The following is a 20,970-nucleotide window of genomic DNA, read 5'->3' on the forward strand; positions in this document are numbered from 1 at the left end:
TGTGCGACATGTAATTAGCATATATAGGTGCAACATGTAATAAGCATATACTTGATACAATAAGTATATAAATGGTGTAGAGAAACATATGTTGCGTAAGGCACAGATAGCTTTCACCAACATTGATATAATAAGAAATGAAAGCTCCAATCTTGGATGTGCTTTCATAGGAGGAAAGATGAAACGTACAAAGATCGTATGTACTGTAGGTCCAGGAACGGATAAATTTGGCATCTTAGAAGATATGATGCGAGCTGGCATGAATGTAGCTCGTTTTAACTTCTCCCACGGATCCCATGAAGAGCAAGCAGAACGCATGCAAATGGTGCGCGATGCGGCGATGATTGTGAATAAACCAATCGCATTAATGCTCGATACAAAAGGTCCAGAGGTACGTCTTGGTCTATTTAAAGAGGGCAAGGTATTTCTCGAAGCCGGTCAACAATTTACGTTGACTACAGATGATGTGGAAGGCACAAAAGAGCTTAGCTCCGTGAATCACAAAGGTCTTACAGGCGATGTGTCCGTAGGGGATAAAATTCTCTTGGCTGATGGGCTTGTAACACTTACCATCGATGCTATCGAAGGCAATAATATTATTACAACTGTTCAAAACAGCGGAGAAATCGGCAACCGCAAGCGCGTAGCCGTACCAGGTGTAGCACTAAGCTTGCCACCTGTATCTGAACAGGATGAAGCGGACTTGCGCTTTGGCTGTCAACAAGGGGTAGACTTTGTGGCCGCATCCTTCATGCAACGGGGTAAAGACATTGTGGCTATTCGCCGCATTCTTGAGTCTGAGAAAAAAGATATCAAGATTATCGCGAAAATTGAAAATGCAGAAGGCGTTAAAAATATTGATGAAATCTTGGAAGTAGCTGACGGCCTCATGGTTGCGCGTGGCGATCTCGGTGTAGAAATCCCTGCTGAAGAAGTGCCAGTACTTCAAAAGATGATGATTGAAAAATGTAATAACTTGGGTAAACCCGTTATTACGGCGACACAAATGCTCGAGTCTATGATTCAAAATCCACGTCCAACACGTGCGGAAGCAAGTGACGTAGCTAATGCCATTTTGGATGGTACCGATGCGATTATGTTATCTGGCGAAACAGCCAATGGAGCCTATCCTGTAGAAGCTGTTGCGACCATGACTCGCATTGCAGAAGTAACGGAAAAGGCTGCTATTTACGATAGCTATAGTCGCGCTCGTGAGGATGAAGAAATGACTACTACAAGCGCCGTATGCTTGGCTAGCGTGCGCGTAGCTCAAAACCTCGGGGCCGCAGCTATTTTAACCTGTACTGAATCTGGTCACACCGCACTTAGTGTGGCTCGTCATCGTCCAGATTGTAAAATTATCGCTGTTACACCTCATGAGGAAACAATTCGTCGCATGCAATTATGCTGGGGTGTAGAGGCTATCAAGGGACATGAAATCATCAACTCCGATGAAATGGTTAAACAAGCTATTACCGGTGCTCTCGGCACTGGCGCCATCGAGTCTGGTGACCTCGTAGTTGTTACCGCTGGGGTACCATCCGGTGCAACCGGAACTACAAACATGATTCGCGTTCACATTGCAGGTCAAGTACTCTTGTCTGGTAATGGTATTTTACGTAAATCCGTTACAGGTAATGTGTACATTGCGGCTAATCATAAGGGTAATTATGAAAGCTTCAAAGACGGCGATATTCTCGTGGTAGGCACAATGGAGCCTGAATTGATGGCCATTGCCAAACGTGCTGGCGGTATCATCGCAGTAGAAGATGGTTATACATCGGACAGCGCTATTGCGGGCATTACCTATGGTATTCCTGTTATCTTAGGTGCTAAAAATGCCCACGAAGTGCTCCTTGAAGGTCAAGAAGTGACAATCGATGGCGAACGTGGCAAGGTGTTTGCGGGCATTGCAAATGCTCGATAATCTCTATGAGTGATAATTAAATAAGGAGGGATAGTATGAATCCATATAATGTAACAGGACCTACTGCAGCTGAGGTTGCACAGGTTGAAAGTATCGTATCCCAACGATTAAAAGGCTCTTTCTTGTGGATGGTTGTAGGCTTACTTACAACTATTGGTGTTGGTTTCGCTGCATTAGTGAATCCAAATTGGTTACGCTTTGCGTACCAAAATTTTAATATTATCTTATTAGTAGAGCTAGGTGTGGTATTCCTTTTTAGTGCTCGTGCATATTCTGCTAATGTAATGACGTTACGAGGTATGTTCTTCCTCTATAGTGCTTTGAATGGTCTCACATTGACCTTGGTATCGTTGCGATACAATGTGTTTGATGTAGTTATTCCGGCGTTAATAGGTACGCTTGCTTTCTTCATTGGCTTTGCAGTGGTAGGGGCAACTACAAAACGCAATTTATCATCCCTTACACCATATGTGATGGCGGCATTGTTCGGCATGATCATCGTATCCTTGGTGATGATGGGGGCCCGCTTCTTTAACTGGACTGTACTCAGTGGCTTTAGTGATACTGTAAGTTTAGTTCTAGGTTATGTAGGTGTTGTAGTATTCTCTATCTTTACAGCTATCGATGTGAACCGCATTAAAAATAATGTGACACAAGTGGCGCTTATGGAGGATGAAACAATTTTAGACCGCATTGAAATCACAGGCGCTTTGAGCCTATACTTAGATTTCATTAACTTATTCTTATCCTTATTACGCATCTTTGGTAATAAGCGATAACAAAGGAGTTTGTATGGACGATAGAGAATGGCAAACCTTTGTTACTGTTGTGGATGAAGGCAATATTACAAGGGCTGCTGAAAAATTATTTTTATCGCAACCAGCGTTGAGCTATCGGTTGCGCCATATGGAAAAAGCCTTGGGCCATTCTCTGTTGTTGCGGACTGCTGAAGGGATTGCCCTCACGGCACAAGGCGAAATTTTCTATGATTACTGCAAGCGAATGATGCAAGAACAAGAGGCTTTGGAGCACGCTATGAACTCCGCTTCTGGCAAGATTCAAGGGACCTTGAAAATCGCATCATCTATTAACTTTGCAGATTATGAACTACCGGCTTTATTGAGATCTTTCCGCGAACAATATCCTGATGTTCATATTCAAGTGAAGACTGCTTTCAGCCATCAAGTAGTAAAGATGTTTAATACAGGTGATTGTATGGTCGCCTTTGCTCGTGGTGGTTATGATGTATCTGGTAAGTCTGAACTGTTATTAGCAGAGCCATATTGTTTAGTATATAAAGAATTAGTGCCGCCTGAATCTTTAGTAAAGGTACCGTTTATTAAATACCAAACAGATGCATCGGTGGCAAATATCATCGAAACTTGGTGTGCAGAACATTTTGACGAGCCCCCAAGTGTGGCGATGGACGTAAATTCTATGAGTACGTGTCGTCACTTTGTTCGTGCCGGCCTCGGTTGGTCTATCTTGACGTATATGGGACTTGGATCCTGTAAGGATAAAGATATCTATGTAAGCCCATTACGCAATAAAAATGGTGAATATATCACCCGTGATACCAATATGGTGTACACAAAAGATTCGGAAAATTTAATCGTTGTTAAAACCTTTATTGAATATGTCCGTAATTATTACAAGGAACACACCGTTGTAGATAATAGTATATTTAGAGAATATAAGGCTTAGGAATTATCAATAGAGCATATCTATGAGGTTTTCTAACTGTTTATCCATGCTGTTTCAGTATTGGACTTTTTCGATATAATAGATAATAATAAAAGTGTCTCGAAAGAGAAAGGCAGTACCATGTAAGTGCATGTATACCCCCCTTTGGGGACGTATACATGCATTTTTTTCATTTGGAACTGTAAAACTATGCTCAAAATGCATAAAAAGTATGAATAGTAGATATAAAAGTTTTTATAACCCCTATAAAGGTAATCTATTATTCATATTTCTTTTAAACATTTATAATGAGTGTAGACAAAAAATCCTAGAGTTCAATAGATGATAGTCGCGTATTAAGAATTTCTGGGGTAGTGTTAGGATGATATATATGCCTATGTTTTTAAGAAAGGAATAAACATGGAAAGATTCTTAAAACTAGCACTTATTGTGCTAATCCCTGTTATCCTCTGGTTTACAACTCCACCAGAAGGACTCACTGATACGGCGTGGCGCCTCTTAGGCTTCTACATTGCAGGTATCGTAGGTTTGATTTTAAAACCATACCCAATTCAAATTATTTTATTAGCTGTATTATCTGCATCTGCATTATTCTTAGACAATGCAAAAGATATCTTGGTAGGTTACGGCTCCACAGCATTGTGGATGATCATCGCTGCATTCTCCTTGAGCGTTGCGTTTGGTAAAACTGGTCTTGGTCACCGCGTTGCCTACTACTTGATTCGCGCATTCGGTTCTACTGTATTACGTCTTGGTTACGTAACAGCACTTCTTGATTTAGTATTATCTCCAGCAACACCTTCTAACACAGCACGTGCAGCTGGTATCGTATATCCAATTAATTTATCCATTGCTGAATCTATCGGTTCTTATCCTGGCGATACTGCTAAACGTGGCGGTTCCTTCATCTTGATGAATGGTTATTTTGTAACAAAGATTACATCCTTCATGTTCTTAACAGCTATGGCTCCAAACGTGTTGGCATTAGATTTTGTTACTAAAATTACTGGTCTAAGCATGAACTGGGTTGAGTGGGCTGCTGCTTTGGCTCTTCCTGGTCTTGTAATGTTGCTTTTCGTACCACTTGTAGGTTACTGGATCGACCGTCCTGAAGCAGTAAAAATTGACAATAAAAAATTAGCTGCTGATGGTCTTGCAAAATTAGGACCTATGAAAACATCTGAAAAAATCTTGGCAGTTGTATTTATTCTTGCTCTTATTGGGTGGGCTTGGCCTTCTATTGGGTTACTAATCCCATCAATTGCTTTTGATTTAAGCCCTACAGCAGTAGCATTAGTGGCTATGACTATTGTATTCTTCTCTGGTATCATCACTTGGGATGATATGGTTCAAACTAAAGCTGTTTGGAATACATTCATCTGGTTTGGTGCTATCCTTGGTTTGTCCACAGCGTTGACTAAAGCTAAATTCTTTGCTTGGCTTGCAACATTTATGCAAACAAACTTGGCGCTCGATTTTTCGCCTCTCGTAGTCGTATTGATTCTGTCCGCTATCAGTGTTGTGATTCGTTATTTGTTCGCCTCCAGTACTGCATATATTGCGTCTATGCTTCCAGTATTCTTAACTGTAGGTATGGCATCAGGTGTAGACCCAGTTATGTTTGGACTTGTATTACTTGCAACAAATGCGTTTGGTGGTCTCGTAACTCACTACGGTGCATCCCCTGGTCCAATCATCTACTCTGCAGGTTATAATAACTTGAAAGATTGGTGGACTGCTGGTGCTATCTTAGCGGTATTGAGTTGGATTCTACTCTTTGTAGTAGGTATCCCTTGGTGGACTTTCATCGGTATGATTGGTTAATCATACAATCTTATAATCAACATTGTTTTAACGGCACGGACCAGACATTCGCGACACGTCTGGTCTTTGCCATTTGATATATTTATTAGTGAAAGGATGCAACATGGCACAATTAGTAAAAGCTGCGCAAGCTGGCTTCGATGAAAAAAATGATGCATTAGTAACGGTTGAACCGATTGCTAACGGTATCGAAATCGAATTAACATCCAAAGTTATGCGTCAATATGGCGACCAAATTAAATCCGTTATCTTGAACACAGTGAAAGAAGCTGGTTATGATGGCGTAAAAGTAATCGTACAAGATAAAAATGCTTGGGATTACACAATTAAAGCTCGCGTATTAGGTGCATTGGAAAGGGGGAGCAAAGCATAATGGCTAACGATAAAACATTCCCAGAAGTTAAAACAAACCCATTAACAGAGGCTGCTAAAAAACGTTTGTCTCGTTCCATGATGTTCGTACCAGGTAATACACCTAAAATGATTAACAGTGCAGATATTCACGGTGCTGACTCCATCATGATCGATATCGAAGATTCCGTGCCAATTACAGAAAAAGACACAGCTCGTCTTTTAACTGCAGAAGCATTGAAATCCCGTAAATTCCGTGCAGAAACAGTTGTTCGTATCAACCATCCTACACAAACTCCTTATGGCTATGACGATCTTGATGTCATCGTTCCAGCTAAACCTGATATGATTCGTTTACCTAAAACTGAAGATGTTTCTGAAGTTGAAATCGTAGCGAAGAAAATTGAAGAAATAGAAAAAGCTAATGGCTGGCCAGAAGGTACAATCAATATTATCGTAGCTATCGAATCCGTTCGTGGCTTATACAATGTTCGTGAAATCTGCCATGGTCCTCGCGTAGTAGCTATCGCTCTTGGCGCTGAAGACTATCGTGCTGACCTTCGCACAGGTAAACATAAACCAGCTGTTGAATTGTTGTTCGCTCGTCAAACAATCCTTCATGCAGCACGCGAAGCAGGTATCCGTGTAATCGATACTGTATTCTCCGACGTGAAAGACCCTCAAGGCTTCCGCGAAGAAGTTGAATTCATTAAAGCTTTGGGTTACGATGGCAAATCTTGTATCCACCCAAGCCAAATCAAAATTATCCACGAAGTATTCACTCCTGACGAAAAAGAAATCGCTCATTCTGTTAAAGTATTGAACAGCTATGCAGATGCATTGCGCAACAATAAAGGCGTAATCTCCGTAGATGGTAAAATGATCGATGGTCCTATCGTAGTTCGTGCACAACGTGTAGTTGATAAAGCACGTGCAGCAGGCATTAAAGTTGAATTAGAGGAAGGAGCAGAATACGATGTTAAATAAAGTAGGTCGCGATATCCCAACAAATATCCCAGCACTAGAAGGTCGCGAAGTATATCAAGGTGAATTCGCCATTGAACCTAAAGCTCATCGCGCAGGTAAACCTGTACACATGAGCCGTGTTGGTACAAATAAAGTACTTGCTTCTATTGATGAAGCAATTGAAAAAGCTGGCGTAAAAGATGGTATGACATTGTCCTTCCATCATCACTTGCGCAATGGCGACTATGTAATGAAAATGGTTATGGAACGCGTTCAAGCAAAAGGCATTAAAGACATTACAATCGCGTCTTCTTCCTTGTCCCCATGCCATGAATTTTTGGTAGAAATGATTCAAGATGGTACTGTAACAGCTATTGAAACATCTGGCTTGCGCGATCGTCTTGGTAAATTCTTAACTCAAAACCCAGGCGTATTGAAACGCCCTGTAGTGATTCGTTCCCACGGTGGCCGTGCTCGTGCTATCGAATCTGGCGAAGTTCATATCGACGTAGCTTTCATGGGTGCCCCTACAGCTGACCCACGCGGTAACGCAACTGGTCGTATGGGTAAATCCGCATGTGGTGCTCTTGGCTATGCTAAAGTTGACTCCCACTATGCAGATACAACTGTTATCATCACTGATAACTTGGTTGACTATGTACACAACTATGCAATTCCTCAAACTGATGTAGATTATGTTGTTGAGGTTGAAAGCATTGGTGATCCAGAAGGTATCGCTTCTGGTGCAGTAGGTTTCACTAAAAACCCTATCCAAATCAAAATTGCTGAACTAGCTGGTGAATTCCTTGACCAAGCTGGCATTATTAAAGATGGTTTCGTATTCCAATTGGGCGCTGGTGGTGCTCCATTGACTGTAGCGAAATTCATTGCTGAAAAACTTCGCAAACGCGGTGAAGTAGGTGGCTTCGCTATCGGCGGTGCTACTGGTATCTTGACTGGTATGCTTGAAGAAGGCTTGATTCGTGCTATTTACGATACTCAAACATTCGATACTACTGCAGCTGCATCTTTGGATAAAAACCCTGCACACATCGAAATGTCCGCTTCCATGTACGCTAACCCATGGACTGACTGCACTACAAACTACTTAGACGTAGTATTCCTTGGTGCTACTGAAATCGACCTTGATTTCAACGTAAACGTAATGACTGACTCCAACGGTGTATTGATGGGCGCTTCTGGCGGTCACTCCGATACAGCAGCAGGTGCTAAATGCACAGTTATTACTTGCCCATTGATCCGTGGCCGCTTGCCAATGATCCGTGACAAAGTTGCAACTGTAATTACACCAGGCTCCTCCGTTGACGTACTCGTTACTGAATACGGTATCGCAATCAACCCAGCTCGTACTGATTTGATTGAACGCTTCAAAGATAGCAACTTGCCTATCTACACAATTGAAGAATTACAACAATTAGCATTTGACTTAGTAGGTAAACCACAAGATATCCCTGTATCCGACAAAGACGAAGACATCGTGGCAATCGTAGAATACCGCGATGGTTCCATCCTTGACGTGGTTCGTAAACCTCTATAATTAAAACAAAGACCCTCTCTGTGGTCCTCGAACTCACACATGACTGAAGTTCGTCTACGGACCACGGAGAGGGCCTTTTTGTATTTTTATGAATTGTAGGGCCGTAGGCAGGGGATAATGTGAGATTTTTATATATTAAATATGATGCTATGGGTGAAAATTTGGGCATTCATAAAGTTATAATATCTATATAAAAGAATGTGATTATATATTAGGGGGATATCTATGTATCAATATAGAGCTAATGTAGAATTTGATATAGATGGATTAAAGGACTTTTATATAGATGACTTAATGGAGCAAGAATTAAATATTTACTTAATGGTTGAATGTTGGATTCGAGATTATATTGATATTAATGATATGTATATTAGAATGGTTGAAGATGGACATGAAATACTAGAATGGGAATCTTTTCTCCCGAGTGAATTATCATATCGTAGTTTATTTGTGGCTAGCAATTATAAACTTGGATATAAAAATCAGTGTATTGATTATTTATATGCAAGATTTAAACAAGTTGTTAAGGGTGAACTTATAAGAAATTCTTTAATAGATAGATTAGAAATTGAACGAGTATATCTATTGCAAAACTCTATGCAAATTCTATTAAATTGTAATTTTAACATTGATTTTGAGAAGTTTGTAGAACGATGGATGGCGATTTGTAGTACTGAATATCATCCTGTATACTATAAATTAAAAGGTAATGTATTTATTGTATGAAGTTTGTATTATTTAATTTGGAGGTTGACACAATGGGGTCTGTATGGAGATTACAAACAAGAACAGATAGTAACGATGGTAAAAAAATATCAAAATATTGTTTGAAGCATAAAGTAGCAGCTTTAGGTTGGAGTATTAAGGATGACCATATAAAGAATTATAACCCTGAGGCTATAATTGAAATACAAGAAAAACGTAAACAAATAAAAAATATAGAAGGGTATTATGATGTTGTTAGAACGTATGGTTTATATGGGATGAATCAAAAAAAACGATTAGTCGCTGTTGATATGTTGAAGGAAGTAGAAAAGGGCGACTATATTTGGATGCGTGATAATGGTATTTATTATCTAGGACGTGTAAACGAAAATTCTAATTTTACTTATAATTGTGACAAGGATGCATTAGATTTTGATGCAGCTAATCAACTCACAGATGTTAAGTGGGAACGGATTGGTGATGAAAGCCAGGTACCAGGTGCAGTAGCAACTGCTTTTATTCGCGGTCGAACTATACAACGTATAAATAAAAATTATATGTTTGAGTATGCTGAATATGCATTTGGGGGAAACCCTTTGATATTAGAGGATTCAAATGAAGAATTTTTACAACAATTATTTTATGATTGTTTATCTCCAAATGATTGTGAGGATTTAGTTTGTTTATATTTATATGATCTTAAAGGTTATGTGACAATTCCATCTACGAATAAAATTGCAACTGAGCTATATGAATGTGTATTAGTAAATCCAGAAAATGGGATGCTTGCATATCCTCAAGTTAAAAAAGGAAATGTTGATTTAGATTTTGTTAAGTATATTGATTTGGTAGATGATCATAAACGAAAAAAAGAAGTATACCTATTTACATCGGAAGGTGAGGTAAAAAATTCCAATATTCAAAGTGATTCAATCCATATTATTGCTCCAAATGACTTATATCTATGGGTAAAGTCTAAGATGGAAAGTGTAAATTATCTAATTCCTGAGGGTATTGTAAAATGGTATAAATTAATACACTCGTCAGAAAAATAGTTAAAAATGAGGAGAGAGCATATGAGCCAAGTTTTTAAGCAAGATTTAACAGATACTTCAGTCCGACCAGGGGGTATCTTTTTTGTTGAGTTATTAATGCCGAAGCAGTGTGATATGCCTGGCCGCGATACAATGGTAGAGGTACTCACAAAGTATTTAGGACCTGTGGATTGTTTTGATCATCGTCGTGATTCCGCAGGTTTTGCACCTCAGAATTATAAGGTGCATTACGAGGATACTGATGCAGATATTCCACCGACCTTGATGGTGACGAATTGTGAGAAAATCGATAAGCCTGTATTAGATGATTTTGATCGTAGTCAGGTATGGGATTGTCCAAATGTGGATGAGTTATTAGCAGAGTGCCAATACAGGGTGTTTGCTACGGATATGTTAGCCTCTGGTTTAGCGGCCAAAGAACGTGCAGATATGCTTGTAAAGTATGTAGATGCATTACTAGAATTATATCCCTCTTGTAAAGCCGTTGTATTTGGACCATCTCGTAAGTTCTTAAGTCGAGAATCGATTGAAAATCATCCTGATAAAGAGGTGACTCGTTTCATGTATTATGCTGTAAATGTGCGTTATTTTAGTATTCAAGGTACCAATGATATGATGGTAGATTCTGTGGGTATGAGTACATTATTTTTACCTGATTTACAGTATCACTTTCACGGTGTAGATCCTAATCATGTAGTATTTCATGCTTATAATGTGCTGAATTATATTTTCGAACATGGTAATATAATAGGTGATGGGGAAACCATTGCGGGGTTACAAAATGGCGAGATGAATCAGGATATTCAGTGGAAGGTTCAATACGAGGATTCTTTAATCCAGCCCGTTCGAGAGGTTCTAGATATTAATATGGGTGAATACGCATCTGGAACTCGGTAGTTGTTAATCAATGAAAGGTGTGAGCATTATGAGTGATCAACGTGTTTTTGATATGGAACTTGTGAAAGTTGAAAGTTTGGAGAACGCTGTTAGGACGCCATTTTATCAAACTGATTCCACAGGTGGTTCAGTATGGGTTATTAAACCTGGTCAAATCTTACCAAAACATTATCATCATCACTCTGATGATATATGGGTTATATTGCAAGGCAAGGGTGTATTTTATCCAACGCCTAATACAGAGGTGCCTTTTACAAAGGGGCAAGTTATAGTATCTAAAAAGGGTGAATGTCATGGTGCAAAAAATACTGGAACGGAAGATATTGTCTTTGTGAGTATCGTTGCTCCAGTGCCTGCTGATTATGATCCTGTTAAGACTAATTAATATGAAAGCACTTTATAGTATTTTCTTCTCTTGTGATAGAGATATATTCATACTATAAAGTGCTTTTTTATTTTATACAGTCATTTCTAGCGAATATACCTTTTCTATTTTATATGTCATTATTTTGGTTTTACTATTCCTATTTGTTATTTCTATACTCTATAAAATTCCATTGACAGAGGACGTTTGTTCTTTTAAGATGGTAAAGTATGTAATATTTTAATAAGTAGAAAGGAATTATATGAACTCATCTACACTAGAGCCTCAAAGTGGGGACATCAATTTCAGAGACTTTACGAAACGTCGTATGCTTCACGTAGTCTTACCATTGTTTATTGTTTCTATTATTGCCTTCCTGGATCGCGTTAACATTGCTTATGCAGGCTTGACTATGAAGGAGAATTTACCATGGTTGACGCCAGAAGTATTTGGTATGGGGGCAGGCATTTTCTTTATTGGTTATGTTTTGTTTGAAGTGCCTGCATCTTTAATTGCAGCTCGTTGTAATGCTATGCATTGGGTGGCGCGTATCATGTTTAGTTGGGGTCTCGTATGTATTCTTATGACGACGATGACCACTGAGTTGGAATTTTATGTTTATCGATTTTTACTTGGTCTATGTGAGGCTTCTTTATATCCTGTAATTTATTCATTACTCATTCCAAATTGGTTCTTGCCAAAGGAGCGCGCGAAGGCAATCTCCTTGATGTTAACGTCTTTATTGTTCTCTAACATCATTGGTGGGCCATTGGCAGGTATTTTATTGGATACAACGTTCTTTGGTCTACATGGTTGGCGTACACTCTTTATCGTTGAAGCCATTCCTGCTGTGATCTTTGCGTTCATTTTCGCATTCTGGATGAAAGAGCGTCCTGAACATGCATCTTGGGTAACTGATGTAGAAAAGGTATATATTAAAGCCGAGCTTGAAAAAGAAGAACAACAAAAGCAAGCCGTAAAGAAATATACTACTTGGCAAGCGTTGAAAGACCCAAAAGTATTGCGTTTAGCGTTAATCTATTTCTTGTGGGTTATTGGCTTCTGGGGCTTTAGTTTCTGGATGCCTCAAGTTCTTAAAAGTTTATCTGGATGGCCACCAAGTGTGGTAGCGTGGTCTATTGCTATTCCAATGACAGCAGCCTTACTTGTACAAATATACTGTGGTTACTCTTCTGAAAAGCGCAATGAAAAACGTTGGCACGTTGCTACTACATTGTTCATTGGTACTATTGGTTTCTTAGCAACACCACACAGTCCATCTCCAGAAGTTAGCTTATTCTTTATATGCTTAACTGCAGTAGGTGTTTACGGTGGTATGGGTGTATGGTGGACCATGCCAACAACCTTCTTATCTGGCGCTGCTGCAGCGGGGGCGATGGGACTCATTAACTCTTCAGGTAATATGGGGGGCTGGGTAGGTCCTTATATGCTCGGATTTATCAATGGTCACACTGGTAGCTTTGCTTATGGCTACTATGTAATGGGGGCTTGCATGTTCCTTGCTGGCCTATTAATTTTGACACTTCCAAAATCTATGGAGCATAAAGAGGATTAAGTAGAGCTATATTATAGATAACTAGATTATAGACAACTTAATAGGAAAATATTTAACGAATGCTTCAATGGTGTGATTTTGGATACTATTCAATTTTATGTTACAATTTACAAAATAGTATTATTTAAACTTGAGGAGACAGAATATTGAAAGAGTGTAGACCTAAGTTTGATGAAATTACATCATTTGATGAATTTAAAAAATATTATTGGTATCGTGATGAACTTTCACAAATATGTAAATCATTAGGATTAGAATACAGGGGAACAAAACAAGAACTTAATCATATTATTGAGCAGTACTTTAAAGGCGATTTAATTAAAAAATCATCAATAAAAAATAGAAGAAGGCAAGTGGAAACTATTACTTTAGATACACCATTACTTGAATGTAATTTTTCCTTTAATACGAAGTTTAGAGAATATTTCTCTGATTTAATAGGTGTTTCACGATTTAAATTTAATGCTGATATGGCTACTGCTTGGAGAAAAGTAAAAAGTGAAAAAAATATAAGCTTTACAATCGGAGATTTGCTGAAAGTATATTATGGTGAATCAGATTATGCAAAGTATGATAATTCGGTTTGTCAATGGAATCAATTTTATAAGGATTTTTGTGCAGATGAATGTAGTTGCAATTATTCGAATAAATTAAAAGTAGCGTCTATTATTTGGAAAGAGGTTAGAGATTCAAAAAATGAAAAAATTTATTCAAAGGAGCTTTTAAGTGAATATGCATATAAATTAGAAGGGTATCGCAAGTAGGAGCAACTTGTCATTGCAGAGACGTATTATGGGAAAATTAGCAATTAAATCTATAATAGAATAATGAAAAAAGCACCTTATATCCTATGAGAAGAGTCATTTGTGATGACTTTTGTAGGTATGTAAGGTGCTTTTATTTATTCCTGATTTCTTTATTGATTTTGTTTTGTTACATCAGGCACTTTCCCAGGATTCATATCGAGGTTTAGATCTGTGGATTTGAATGGGCGTGGGTTTGCCTCTGGTGGTTGTACTTTAAGTTCTGGATGTAACCATTGTAATTGTTTTAGTTCCCAGTCGTACTTGGCACCGTCATTTTGTAGTTGACGAATATCTTTTAGGATTTCGTCTAGTTGGTCGCTATGCTTATTAGCCATCCCTTCAAGAATGTAAAGACGACCTGCTACACTGTCGATGGTAGAACCATCGTGGTCTTCATCGACACGCCATTGTAATTCAGAGATTTGTATTTGCTGGAATATGATAACGATAACCAGCACAATGATAACGCCCCACATGGGAGCTTCTTTAGCTTTCAAAAGGGCTCGCAATTTAGATGCGAGCCCAGATGGTTTGTTCATTATTGACGATCCTCGAGTTGTAATCCAGGTAATGGTAATTTGGAGTTTACAAAGTCTAACCACAAGCGAGAAGCGTGGGAGAGGTAATGACCTTTTTTCCAAATTACATAAAGGGTATGAATAATTTCAGGTACGAGAGGTCTTACGACAACCTTAGAACCAACCTCCGTATTTTCACCTACCTCAGGGCAGAGGCGAGATGGTAATAATGCGATAGCAAGGTTTGCACTAACCGTTTGTAACATGAGATCACGTTGGCTCGTTTCAAACACGATATGCGGTTGGAAGCCGGTGTGTTTACAAGCTTTGATGATTTCATCATGTAAGTTGAAATCGTCTTTATGCAATACAAAGGATTCATCAGCTAGCATTTCTAGGCGAATTTCTTTTTCTTTTGCTAAAGGGCTAGATTTTGGAATGATAACGGACAGTGGGTCACTCGTAAGGTAGAAAGATTCAAATTCTTTAGGGTTTGGTTTAGTACAGATGATGCCAATATCAATTAAACCTTCCTGAACGCTGATCTCAACCTTTTTAGAACCTTGTTCGTAGAGTTCCAATTCGATTTGTGGATATACTTTTTTAAATTCACCTAATAACTGGGCAAAAATGGGAGCATCAGTAATTGGTGGAATACCAATTCTGATGGAACCTTGCTCCAAACGAAACTCGTTTTCAAAATCAGTTTTTAGATGTTCAAACATAAACACAACGCGTTTAGCGTGGGTTAAGAAGATGGTACCCCCATCAGTAAGTTCTACAGATTTAGCATTACGCATGAAGAGAACAACACCAAGTTCGTCTTCTAAAGCTTTAATTGTACGGCTGATTGCAGATTGGGAGATGTGTAAATTCCTTGCAGCCTTACTAAAGCTTTTTTGATCAGCTACTTCAACGAAGTATTTCAAATGATGAAAATCCATAATTAACCCCCTAAAAATAAAACTTGGTTATAGGACGTGACCTAACTAAATGAGAATAGTTATTACTGTAATGCAATTAGCTATTACTTTATGTAAAGCATGGATAGCAATATTGGCAAAGCGACAGTCACTGTATGTGTTGCGTTGATAGGGCCCAGCACGTTATAATTAGCATATAGGGCTATATCAAGTTATGATATTAGGAATTATGGTTGTGCCCATCACAAAAAAGTATGCTCACACATAATGCCATATTATATATAACATATATATTATTGCATTATTTTTTCATGTGCGCAAGTTTGTAATGGTTGTTATTCCTAAACATAATGATAGATTAAGCAAGTGTTCTATTTTTGCTAAATGCTTAAGGAGGCAATAATCACATGAGTCGTAAATTTAAAACTATGGACGGCAACCAAGCGGCTGCTCACGTTTCTTATGGTTTTACAGAAGTTGCTGCGATTTATCCAATCACTCCATCTTCTCCAATGCCAGAACACATTGATGAATGGGCTGCATCTGGTCGAAAAAACATCTTCGGCAACACTGTTCAAGTTGTAGAAATGCAATCTGAAGCAGGTGCTGCTGCTGCAACCCACGGTTCTTTACAAGCTGGTGCATTAACAACAACTTTCACATCTTCCCAAGGTTTGTTATTGATGCTTCCTAACTTATATAAAGTAGCAGGTGAATTACTTCCAGGTGTATTCCAAGTAGCTGCTCGTGCATTGGCTGCACATGCTTTGGCTATCTTTGGTGACCACCAAGACGTAATGGCTGCTCGTGCAGCTGGCTGTGCTATGTTAGCTGAATCCTCTGTACAAGAAGTAATGGACTTGTCCGCTGTAGCTCACTTGACAGCTATTAAAACTCGCGTACCTTTCATCAACTTCTTTGACGGTTTCCGTACATCCCACGAAATTCAAAAAATTCAAATCTGGGACTATGAAGATTTAAAACCATTGGTTGACATGGATGCTGTTAAAGCGTTCCGTAAAAATGCTTTAAATCCAGATGCTCCTGTAACTCGTGGTACTGCAGAAAACCCTGACGTTTACTTCCAACATCGTGAAGCATCCAACAAATTCTACTTGAACGTTCCTGACGTTGTAGAACACTACATGAACGAAGTTAACAAATTGGCAGGTACTAACTACCAATTGTTTAACTATCATGGTGCTCCTGATGCTACTGACGTTGTTGTAACTATGGGTTCTTCCGCTCAAGTTGTAGAATCCACCGTGGATTACCTCAACAAATTGGGCCGCAAAGTTGGTTTTATCAACGTTCATTTGTTCCGCCCATTCGCAACAGATCGTTTGTTGAAAGCTCTTCCTAAAACTGTAGAACGCATTGCAGTTCTTGACCGTACTAAAGAACCAGGTGCTTTGGCTGAACCATTGTTCTTAGACGTACAAGCAGCTGTAGTTGACGGTGGCCGTAATGTAAAAGTTATCGCTGGTCGTTATGGTTTGAGCTCCAAAGACGTTATCCCTGCAGACATCGTTGCTGTATTCGATAATTTAGCTGCTGAAAATGGTAAGAAATTCTTCACATTGGGTATCAATGATGATGTTACATTCTTGTCCTTAGATCGTGCTGAAGGCGTAGAAGTTGAAACTCCTGGTTTGACTGAATGTAAATTCTGGGGCTTCGGTTCTGACGGTACTGTAGGTGCGAATAAATCCGCTATCAAAATCATCGGTGACCACACTGATATGTATGCTCAAGCATACTTTGACTACGACTCCAAAAAATCTGGTGGCGTAACAATGTCTCACCTTCGTTTTGGTAAAAATCCAATCAACTTGCCTTACTTGATTACTGAACCTCAATTCGTAGCATGTCACCGTCAATCTTATGTACATGAATACGACTTGATTCGCGGCATCAAAAAAGGCGGTACATTCTTATTGAACTGTACTTGGTCTCCTGAAGAATTGGATGAACATTTACCTGCTAAATTACGTCGTCAAATCGCAGAAAAAGAATTGAACTTCTACATCATCAATGCTGCGAAAATCGCTTCCGAAATCGGTTTGGGCGGTCGTATCAACATGGTAACGCAAGCTGCATTCTTCAAATTGACTGAAATCATCCCTGTAGATGATGCTGTTAAATACCTTAAAGAATCCGTAGTAACTTCTTACGGTAAAAAAGGTCAAAATATCGTTGACATGAACAATGCTGCTATCGATCAAGGTGTTAACGCTTTGGTAAAAGTAGATGTTCCTGCTAGCTGGAAAGACGCAGTAGATGATGGCAATCATGCAGTTAAACCTGGTTGCGAATCTTGCCCATCCTTCGTTCAAAATATTGCACAACCAATCAATGCACAAGCTGGTTATGATCTTCCTGTATCCAAATTCTCTGGCTATGAAGATGGTACATTACCTGCTGGTACTGCTAAATTCGAAAAACGCGGTCCTGCATTGTTCGTTCCAAAATGGTTGCCTGAAAACTGTATTCAATGTAACCAATGTTCCTTCGTATGTCCACATGCTACAATTCGTCCAATTTTGGCAACTGAAGCAGAAGTGGCTGCAGCTCCAGAACATTTCGATACAATCCCTGCATTGGGTGCTAAAGATCTTCAATTCCGTATCGCTGTATCCCCATTAGATTGCTTGGGTTGCGGTAACTGTGTTGATATCTGTCCAGCTCCTAAAGGCAAAGCTATCGTGATGACATCCATCGATACTGAAATCGAACAAGCTGAAGCTTGGAACTATGGTGTTAACCTTCCTGTAAAAGAAAATCCTATGAAGAAGGAAACTGTTAAAGGTTCCCAATTTGAACAACCATTGTTCGAATTCTCCGGTGCTTGCGCAGGTTGTGGTGAAACTCCTTATGCTAAATTGTTAACTCAATTGTTCGGTGACCGTATGATGATTGCCAATGCAACTGGTTGTTCCTCCATCTGGGGTGCTTCCATGCCTGCATCTCCATACACAACTAACCAACAAGGTCATGGTCCTTCTTGGGCAAACTCCTTGTTCGAAGATAATGCTGAGTATGGTTATGGTATGTACATCGGCGTTAAGAAAATCCGCCAACAATTAGTAGAATTGGCTGCTAAAGCAGTTGAAACTGCTACTGGCGAATTGAAAGACGCTTTAGAACAATGGATTGAATTTGCTAACCTTGGTGCAGCTACTCGCCAACGTTCCGAACGTTTAGTAGCAGCTATCGAAGCTGAAGGCGCTACAACTCCTGAATTGAAAGAAATTCTTGAGAAAAAACAATTCTTGATCAAACGTTCTCATTGGATCTTCGGTGGTGACGGCTGGGCATACGACATCGGCTTCGGCGGTGTTGACCATGTATTAGCTTCTGGCGAAGACGTAAACATCTTCGTATTCGATACTGAAGTATACTCCAACACTGGTGGTCAAGCATCTAAATCCACTAACGTAGCAGCAGTTGCTCAATTCGCAGCTTCTGGTAAACGTACTAAGAAGAAAGACCTTGGCATGATGGCTATGTCTTATGGTTATGTATACGTAGCACAAGTAGCTATGGGTGCAGACAAAAACCAATTGATGAAAGCTGTTACAGAAGCTGAAGCATATCCAGGTCCATCCTTGATCATCGCTTACAGCCCATGTATCAACCATGGTATCAAAGCTGGTATGGGTAAAGCTCAAGAAGAACAACGTAAAGCAGTTGCAGCTGGTTACTGGGATCTTTACAGATACAACCCTCAACTTAAAGAAGAAGGTAAAAATCCATTCTCCTTGGATTCCAAAGAACCAACTGAAAGCTTCCAAGACTTCCTTAAAGGTGAAGTACGTTACGCTTCCTTGGCTAAAGCAGCTCCAGACGTTGCAGAAGAATTATTCGCTAAAACTGAAAAAGACGCTAAAGAACGTCGCTTAAGCTATGTTCGCTTGCAAAAAGGTTTTGAAGACGTAAAATAATTCGTTATTTAACGACTGAGAACTATATGAGGCACCCTTTCAAGGGTGCCTCTTTTGTATGTAATACTATATAGCTAAATGTGTTAATATCATATTATTTAGGTAATAACTGCTTTAAACGTAGGTAATATACTAGTAATTTGGTATAATGATAAATAACAATGTATATTTCATAAAGTTAAACATAGAGGTACATATGGCTAAGGATAATTCACAAATAGCAATGGAAGACATGCAACAAACGATATATAAAGAGTTAGGCTATAAATCCTATCCATTTCCTTTTACAACGCCGGCCTATTTAGAAGCATATGGTGCTCTTGTAGGGCTAAATACTCCACCTGCGAAGACAGCTCGTGTTCTTGAACTAGGCGCTACTTATGGCGGTAATATTATTTCTCAAGCTGTATTTAACCCAGAGGCGACCTTTGTAGGCATTGAACTTTCACAAGACCAAGTAGAGAAGGGCAATCAAATTATTTGTGATGCAAAATTAGAGAATGTATCCTTGGTGCAAGGAGATATTTTGAATTTTGACGAATCTATGGGGACTTTCGATTATATTATTGCACATGGATTCTACTCTTGGATCAATGATGAAATGAAGGATAAGCTGCTCAATATTATTTCTAATCATTTGGTGGATAATGGTATTGCCTATGTGTCTTACAATACGTATCCAGGTTGGCATACCATGGAAGAAGTACGTCAGCTCATGCTGTTTGCTAATCGTGGCCAAGATAAGTTGACCCATAAGGAAAAGGTGTTGCGCGGTAAGACCGTAGGCAGTCTTGTGGGTGCTCAGATTCTTAACTATGATAACCTTAAAGAACGAAATAGTAAATTTCTTGGTGCATTGCGCTCTGTAATGCAAAAGGATGACTATTATGTAGGTCATGACCATCTAGAGCCGCATAATGATCCGTGCTATTTCTATCAATTTAATGATCATTTGAAAGCGCATAATCTTGCTTATGTATGCGATGCGGACCTTACACTATCTATGGTTCGTACCTATGATGAAAGTATAGCAGCTAAACTTGAGCAACTGGCTCCTAATAGCCAAGCGGATCAAGAACAATATTTAGATTTTATACTAGATACGACATTCCGCAAGTCAATTATTTGTAAAGCTAGCTTTGCAAATAATATTAACTTTGCTGTTGCGAATCCGGCTGAAGTGGATACAATTCCTGTACGTACTATTGTAAATAGCTTTGTTTTCCAAATTCTCTTTGATGAGGAAGCACTGGAAATGTTTGAAAATGAGCTCGTAAGAGATACGTTCCAAGCAATAATTAAAGATGGTGGCACTTTCAATATGATTGAAGCCCTCGCTATTTTGAAAGCGGCTCATGAGGCGGCTCATGCATCTGATGATGAATTAGAACCTGCTGTATGTAGCTTGTATAAAGCTGTAGTAGAGCATATGGTACGTGGTGGTATTCGCTTCTATAAAACATTCCCTGTAAAAGAAGAATATATGGAGGGCTTATCTTATATACCTGCCCGTTTTACAAACTTTGTAAAAGCTATTGTGAATGGTGGTAGTGAATATATGTATGGAGCAAATATGTTCAATGATGCTATTGGCGATATCTCTGAAGAGGATTTATTATTTATGGAGTTGTTGAACAAACCAAAAGCGAAATCCACGGTAATTAGAAAGATTAAAGATGCTCTCTTTAGTGCAGATCAGTCTCAACCTACAAAGCATCAAAATGCCATGGCTGAAGCTTTTTATAATGAATTAACAACGCGTATGGAACAATTGGGCTTTATTAGAAGTAAGAAAACAGGTAGTATTTCCTAATTGATAGAGCTCGTTATTTGATTGTATTGCTATGAAGTT

General features: G+C 39.1%; 17 protein-coding genes. 15 read left to right on the forward strand and 2 right to left on the reverse strand.

All coding sequences use genetic code 11. The annotated features are described in order from the left end of the window. The first annotated feature begins 178 nt into the window (after positions 1-178). The 13 genes from pyk (at position 179) to HMPREF0874_RS06915 (ending at position 13,691) form a co-directional block, all read left to right on the forward strand. Positions 179-1,927 (forward strand): pyruvate kinase, encoded by a 1,749-nt coding sequence (gene pyk, locus HMPREF0874_RS06855; RefSeq protein WP_008602601.1) that lies wholly within the window; start codon positions 179-181, stop codon positions 1,925-1,927. A 35-nt stretch (positions 1,928-1,962) separates the two neighbouring features. After that, positions 1,963-2,706, forward strand: a complete 744-nt coding sequence (locus tag HMPREF0874_RS06860) for a Bax inhibitor-1/YccA family protein (RefSeq protein WP_004695271.1) — start codon at positions 1,963-1,965, stop codon at positions 2,704-2,706. A 13-nt stretch (positions 2,707-2,719) separates the two neighbouring features. Beyond that, complete coding sequence (locus tag HMPREF0874_RS06865; protein WP_008602605.1) at positions 2,720-3,631, forward strand: LysR family transcriptional regulator; 912 nt, start codon at positions 2,720-2,722, stop codon at positions 3,629-3,631. Between the two features lie 399 nt (positions 3,632-4,030). Then, positions 4,031-5,455: a DASS family sodium-coupled anion symporter gene (locus HMPREF0874_RS06870; protein WP_008602606.1), complete on the forward strand. Its 1,425-nt coding sequence runs from the start codon at positions 4,031-4,033 to the stop codon at positions 5,453-5,455. A 103-nt stretch (positions 5,456-5,558) separates the two neighbouring features. Then, positions 5,559-5,828 (forward strand): citrate lyase acyl carrier protein, encoded by a 270-nt coding sequence (citD, locus tag HMPREF0874_RS06875; RefSeq protein WP_039965276.1) that lies wholly within the window; start codon positions 5,559-5,561, stop codon positions 5,826-5,828. Continuing rightward, positions 5,828-6,793: a CoA ester lyase gene (locus HMPREF0874_RS06880; protein ID WP_008602608.1), complete on the forward strand. Its 966-nt coding sequence runs from the start codon at positions 5,828-5,830 to the stop codon at positions 6,791-6,793. Before citD ends, HMPREF0874_RS06880 begins: the two co-directional genes overlap by 1 nt. Beyond that, positions 6,783-8,330 (forward strand): citrate lyase subunit alpha, encoded by a 1,548-nt coding sequence (gene citF / locus HMPREF0874_RS06885; RefSeq protein ID WP_008602609.1) that lies wholly within the window; start codon positions 6,783-6,785, stop codon positions 8,328-8,330. Before HMPREF0874_RS06880 ends, citF begins: the two co-directional genes overlap by 11 nt. 225 nt (positions 8,331-8,555) lie before the next feature. Beyond that, the gene (locus tag HMPREF0874_RS06890) at positions 8,556-9,056 is read left to right on the forward strand and encodes a hypothetical protein (RefSeq protein ID WP_008602610.1); all 501 of its coding nucleotides are present in this window, start codon (positions 8,556-8,558) and stop codon (positions 9,054-9,056) included. A gap of 32 nt (positions 9,057-9,088) precedes the next feature. Continuing rightward, on the forward strand, positions 9,089-10,090 hold the full coding sequence (locus HMPREF0874_RS06895) for a hypothetical protein (RefSeq protein WP_039965277.1): 1,002 nt from the start codon (positions 9,089-9,091) through the stop codon (positions 10,088-10,090). A 21-nt stretch (positions 10,091-10,111) separates the two neighbouring features. Further along, complete coding sequence (locus tag HMPREF0874_RS06900; RefSeq protein ID WP_039965279.1) at positions 10,112-10,987, forward strand: DUF4261 domain-containing protein; 876 nt, start codon at positions 10,112-10,114, stop codon at positions 10,985-10,987. A gap of 28 nt (positions 10,988-11,015) precedes the next feature. Next, a complete protein-coding gene (locus HMPREF0874_RS06905; protein WP_024066296.1) occupies positions 11,016-11,372 on the forward strand; it encodes a cupin domain-containing protein in 357 nt (118 codons plus the stop codon). Positions 11,373-11,613: 241 nt separating this feature from the next. Next, positions 11,614-12,927, forward strand: coding sequence for an MFS transporter (locus HMPREF0874_RS06910; RefSeq protein ID WP_008602613.1), 1,314 nt, complete (start codon positions 11,614-11,616; stop codon positions 12,925-12,927). A 146-nt stretch (positions 12,928-13,073) separates the two neighbouring features. Then, positions 13,074-13,691 (forward strand): SAP domain-containing protein, encoded by a 618-nt coding sequence (locus tag HMPREF0874_RS06915; protein WP_008602614.1) that lies wholly within the window; start codon positions 13,074-13,076, stop codon positions 13,689-13,691. A gap of 152 nt (positions 13,692-13,843) precedes the next feature. Here HMPREF0874_RS06915 and HMPREF0874_RS06920 read toward each other — a convergent pair whose 3' ends face one another. Together HMPREF0874_RS06920 and HMPREF0874_RS06925 are read right to left on the reverse strand one after the other, a co-directional pair. Further along, complete coding sequence (locus HMPREF0874_RS06920) at positions 13,844-14,272, reverse strand: hypothetical protein (RefSeq protein WP_038125714.1); 429 nt, start codon at positions 14,270-14,272, stop codon at positions 13,844-13,846. Further along, positions 14,272-15,195 carry a LysR family transcriptional regulator gene (locus HMPREF0874_RS06925; protein WP_008602616.1) on the reverse strand — a complete coding sequence of 308 codons (924 nt, stop codon included), beginning with the start codon at positions 15,193-15,195 and terminating at the stop codon, positions 14,272-14,274. The genes HMPREF0874_RS06920 and HMPREF0874_RS06925 overlap by 1 nt, the downstream gene beginning before the upstream one ends. Before the next feature lie 386 nt (positions 15,196-15,581). Between HMPREF0874_RS06925 and nifJ the strand changes: the two genes are divergently transcribed. Both nifJ and HMPREF0874_RS06935 read left to right on the forward strand, forming a co-directional pair. After that, positions 15,582-19,118: a pyruvate:ferredoxin (flavodoxin) oxidoreductase gene (nifJ, locus tag HMPREF0874_RS06930; protein WP_004696929.1), complete on the forward strand. Its 3,537-nt coding sequence runs from the start codon at positions 15,582-15,584 to the stop codon at positions 19,116-19,118. A gap of 196 nt (positions 19,119-19,314) precedes the next feature. Then, complete coding sequence (locus HMPREF0874_RS06935; RefSeq protein WP_008602619.1) at positions 19,315-20,931, forward strand: methyltransferase regulatory domain-containing protein; 1,617 nt, start codon at positions 19,315-19,317, stop codon at positions 20,929-20,931. The last annotated feature ends 39 nt before the right edge of the window (positions 20,932-20,970 follow it).

It is taken from the genome of Veillonella sp. 6_1_27, from assembly GCF_000163735.1.
Lineage (GTDB): Bacteria > Bacillota > Negativicutes > Veillonellales > Veillonellaceae > Veillonella > Veillonella parvula_A.

What these genes read in the sequence shown, in the direction of transcription:
- citF (WP_008602609.1), top strand. Translation starts at nt 6,783, where the DNA reads ATGTTAAATAAAGTAGGTCGCGATATCCCAACAAATATCCCAGCACTA.
- HMPREF0874_RS06860 (WP_004695271.1), top strand. Translation starts at nt 1,963, where the DNA reads ATGAATCCATATAATGTAACAGGACCTACTGCAGCTGAGGTTGCACAG.
- HMPREF0874_RS06890 (WP_008602610.1), top strand. Translation starts at nt 8,556, where the DNA reads ATGTATCAATATAGAGCTAATGTAGAATTTGATATAGATGGATTAAAG.
- HMPREF0874_RS06905 (WP_024066296.1), top strand. Translation starts at nt 11,016, where the DNA reads ATGAGTGATCAACGTGTTTTTGATATGGAACTTGTGAAAGTTGAAAGT.
- HMPREF0874_RS06925 (WP_008602616.1), bottom strand. Translation starts at nt 15,195, where the DNA reads ATGGATTTTCATCATTTGAAATACTTCGTTGAAGTAGCTGATCAAAAA.
- citD (WP_039965276.1), top strand. Translation starts at nt 5,559, where the DNA reads ATGGCACAATTAGTAAAAGCTGCGCAAGCTGGCTTCGATGAAAAAAAT.
- HMPREF0874_RS06895 (WP_039965277.1), top strand. Translation starts at nt 9,089, where the DNA reads ATGGGGTCTGTATGGAGATTACAAACAAGAACAGATAGTAACGATGGT.
- nifJ (WP_004696929.1), top strand. Translation starts at nt 15,582, where the DNA reads ATGAGTCGTAAATTTAAAACTATGGACGGCAACCAAGCGGCTGCTCAC.
- HMPREF0874_RS06935 (WP_008602619.1), top strand. Translation starts at nt 19,315, where the DNA reads ATGGCTAAGGATAATTCACAAATAGCAATGGAAGACATGCAACAAACG.
- HMPREF0874_RS06865 (WP_008602605.1), top strand. Translation starts at nt 2,720, where the DNA reads ATGGACGATAGAGAATGGCAAACCTTTGTTACTGTTGTGGATGAAGGC.
- HMPREF0874_RS06910 (WP_008602613.1), top strand. Translation starts at nt 11,614, where the DNA reads ATGAACTCATCTACACTAGAGCCTCAAAGTGGGGACATCAATTTCAGA.
- HMPREF0874_RS06870 (WP_008602606.1), top strand. Translation starts at nt 4,031, where the DNA reads ATGGAAAGATTCTTAAAACTAGCACTTATTGTGCTAATCCCTGTTATC.
- pyk (WP_008602601.1), top strand. Translation starts at nt 179, where the DNA reads ATGAAACGTACAAAGATCGTATGTACTGTAGGTCCAGGAACGGATAAA.
- HMPREF0874_RS06880 (WP_008602608.1), top strand. Translation starts at nt 5,828, where the DNA reads ATGGCTAACGATAAAACATTCCCAGAAGTTAAAACAAACCCATTAACA.
- HMPREF0874_RS06920 (WP_038125714.1), bottom strand. Translation starts at nt 14,272, where the DNA reads ATGAACAAACCATCTGGGCTCGCATCTAAATTGCGAGCCCTTTTGAAA.
- HMPREF0874_RS06900 (WP_039965279.1), top strand. Translation starts at nt 10,112, where the DNA reads ATGAGCCAAGTTTTTAAGCAAGATTTAACAGATACTTCAGTCCGACCA.